5 protein-coding genes are annotated in these 2,386 nt (G+C 59.8%); all 5 read left to right on the forward strand.

Translation table 11 applies throughout. The features are described 5' to 3' along the window. A partial coding sequence (locus tag HMPREF2933_RS10165) for a protein rep (protein WP_222563620.1) occupies positions 1–770 on the forward strand: 770 nt, incomplete at its 5' end. 158 nt (positions 771–928) lie between these two features. Next, a complete protein-coding gene (locus HMPREF2933_RS09495; RefSeq protein ID WP_070544383.1) occupies positions 929–1,201 on the forward strand; it encodes a hypothetical protein in 273 nt (90 codons plus the stop codon). Between the two features lie 228 nt (positions 1,202–1,429). Beyond that, on the forward strand, positions 1,430–1,720 hold the full coding sequence (locus HMPREF2933_RS09500) for a hypothetical protein (protein ID WP_070574462.1): 291 nt from the start codon (positions 1,430–1,432) through the stop codon (positions 1,718–1,720). Continuing rightward, positions 1,720–1,977 (forward strand): hypothetical protein, encoded by a 258-nt coding sequence (locus tag HMPREF2933_RS09505; RefSeq protein WP_070544389.1) that lies wholly within the window; start codon positions 1,720–1,722, stop codon positions 1,975–1,977. The genes HMPREF2933_RS09500 and HMPREF2933_RS09505 overlap by 1 nt, the downstream gene beginning before the upstream one ends. Before the next feature lie 213 nt (positions 1,978–2,190). After that, positions 2,191–2,386 (forward strand): hypothetical protein (locus HMPREF2933_RS10200; RefSeq protein ID WP_222563621.1); only part of this gene is annotated, 196 nt, incomplete at its 3' end.

Genomic DNA, 2,386 nt, shown 5'->3' on the forward strand with positions numbered 1-2,386 from the left:
AAGGCTTAGCACGGCGGGTCGGCTCGTGTGGGGACTATTTGATGTTCCGGCACTACTTCACCGTCGACGAAGTGCGGTTGCATGCAGCTTCGCTTTGCATGAAGCATCTCCTATGCCCCCTGTGCGCCATCAGGAGGGGCAGCAAGGCCCTCAAAAGCTACCTGGATAGGTGGGAGGTGCTTAGAGGGTCGAACGCCTCTTTAAAGCCCTTTCTCGTGACTCTGACCGTTAAGGATGGCAATGACTTGGCTGAGCGTTTTAAGCACCTCCATCGTGGCCAGCGAGAGCTATGGATGCGGAAACACCGTGCTCGCGGCTCTTGCCTCGATGGTGTTATGGGTGCTGTGTGGTCGTACGAAGTGAAGCGCGGCACAGGTTCTGGGCTCTGGCATCCGCATCTGCACATGATCGCGATCGCTGAGCATCAGCCTGACCAGCTGCAGCTCTCGGCTGAGTGGAAAAACATCACTGGTGATAGCCACGTGGTGGACGTACGGCCGATCAGCCAGGAGGATCCTGTGAGTGGCTTCCTCGAGGTGTTCAAGTACGCGGTGAAGTTTTCGGATCAGCCTGTTGAGGACACGTGGCACTGCTACGAGACCTTGCGCGGAAAGAGACTCATCGGATCTGCTGGCTGCTTCCGTTCGGTGGTGGTGCCGGAGCAGCTCATTGACGAGCCCTTCGACGACCTCCCCTTTCGCACCCTTTTTTACCGCTACCTGACCGGTCGCGGATACGACCTTCAGAGGAGGAAAGATCGACCCGCCTGAGTGCACGGATGAATGTTCTTCGCGGGGCAGGATATGCGAGGTGCTAGCACCTCGCTCAGGCTGATTCACGCAGAGCGTTCAACAGCGAAAGCGGCCCCGGTGAGTGCGTCAACACCCACCGAGGCCTAACCAAAACCCATCTGTGTTGGAGATGAAAAATGGCTGAGAAGAAGTCTATTGCGCCCGAGCTGGGCGAAGCTGAACGCGAGATCCACGGGCCTCTGGCCGAAGCCCAAGCGTTGATCGAGATCTGGCGCAGCTCGAATCCCGACGAGGCGTCGTTTTGCTGCCTCGCGGTATCCACCCTGTCTCGCCTCTGTGATCGTTTTGACACCTACCAACACCTGCTGTTGAAGCATGGTCGGCCGGCATTCGCCGAGACTGACTACGGCGTCCTGGGAGACCCGGTGGAGGATCAGCCAGCGGCCTAAGGGGGTATGGGGGGTATGCCCCCCATGCAGAGCCACGGCTCTCACGCCAACGCAGCGATGCGCCGCGTGCCCAGCGCCCTCCCCTCCCCTGCCCGTCTTCGCGCATGCAAAACAGGCTGCGTGGACCACAAAAAGGGCTCTGAATTCGTATCCTGCACGCGTAAGGCTTTACATCGGCCTTTCGTCTGGTAACAATTGTCGTTCCTGCAACCTTCAATTGGAGCCGATGTGGACCTTGATTCCCTCATCCAGCATAAAGCTCTCGACGAGCTTTACAAACGTGGCAACTACGGCCTGATGGATCACTTCCTCAGAGACCCGGAGACTGCCGAGCAGCTCAAGCTGAAGAAGCTGCAATTCGACGTTCACCCCGAGCTGTTCAGCGACGTGGAAGATGTCTGCCAGCTGCTCGACATGAGCAAGCGTGAGTTCCTCACGGCCGCCACGCTGCAAGCCGTCAAGCTCGCGCAGGAGGCCATCGAAAAGCACGGTTTGATCCCTGATGAGGAGACGCACTGATGCTGACTCTCACAGGCACCGTTCGCGCTGCCACCACTCTCGGTGGTGGTGTCAACAAGAAGACCGGCGAGGTCATCCAGCCCCGGTCAGTACTCCAGGTGGAAGGCCTCGACTCCCGCGGCTTGGTGCAGCTCTACACCCTCACGGTTCCCGATCTGACGAAGTACGCCGACCAGGTCGGCTCGCAGATCTCCGTGCCGGTGCGTGCGTGGGCACCTGGCGCGACAGTCAATTTGTCGTACGAGGAAAAGAAGTGAGCGCGGGACGACGCCTTGGGACGGGCCTGCCCCGGCACTTGGCGCCGGCCGGCGCTCTTCCCTTGATACATACAAACAATTGCTCCAAGCCAGCATCCATGCGGGTTTCCGGCTCGTTTGCCTGCGATCAGGGCTTGTCGCCGGACGCCGTCCGGCTGGGCCGCGAGATGCTGGCTGGACCCATTGGGTTCCTCATCGCACGGAGGGCCGCCGATGGAGGAACGACCACCGGATGACCCAAAGGAAAACGCCGACTCTCTGGCAGGAGAAATCGGCGTTCAGGGCATCGAGGCACTACCCCGAAGGGTTCAGAGATATGGAGCAGCTAAAGCAGGCGCTCTCGACGTAGCGGAGTTTATCAGCGGGCTTGGAGGCCATCAAGGCTTAGCACGGCGGGTCGGCTCGTGTG

It is taken from the genome of Streptococcus sp. HMSC066F10 (genome assembly GCF_001813805.1).
GTDB classification, from domain to species: Bacteria; Bacillota; Bacilli; order Lactobacillales; family Streptococcaceae; genus Streptococcus; species Streptococcus vaginalis.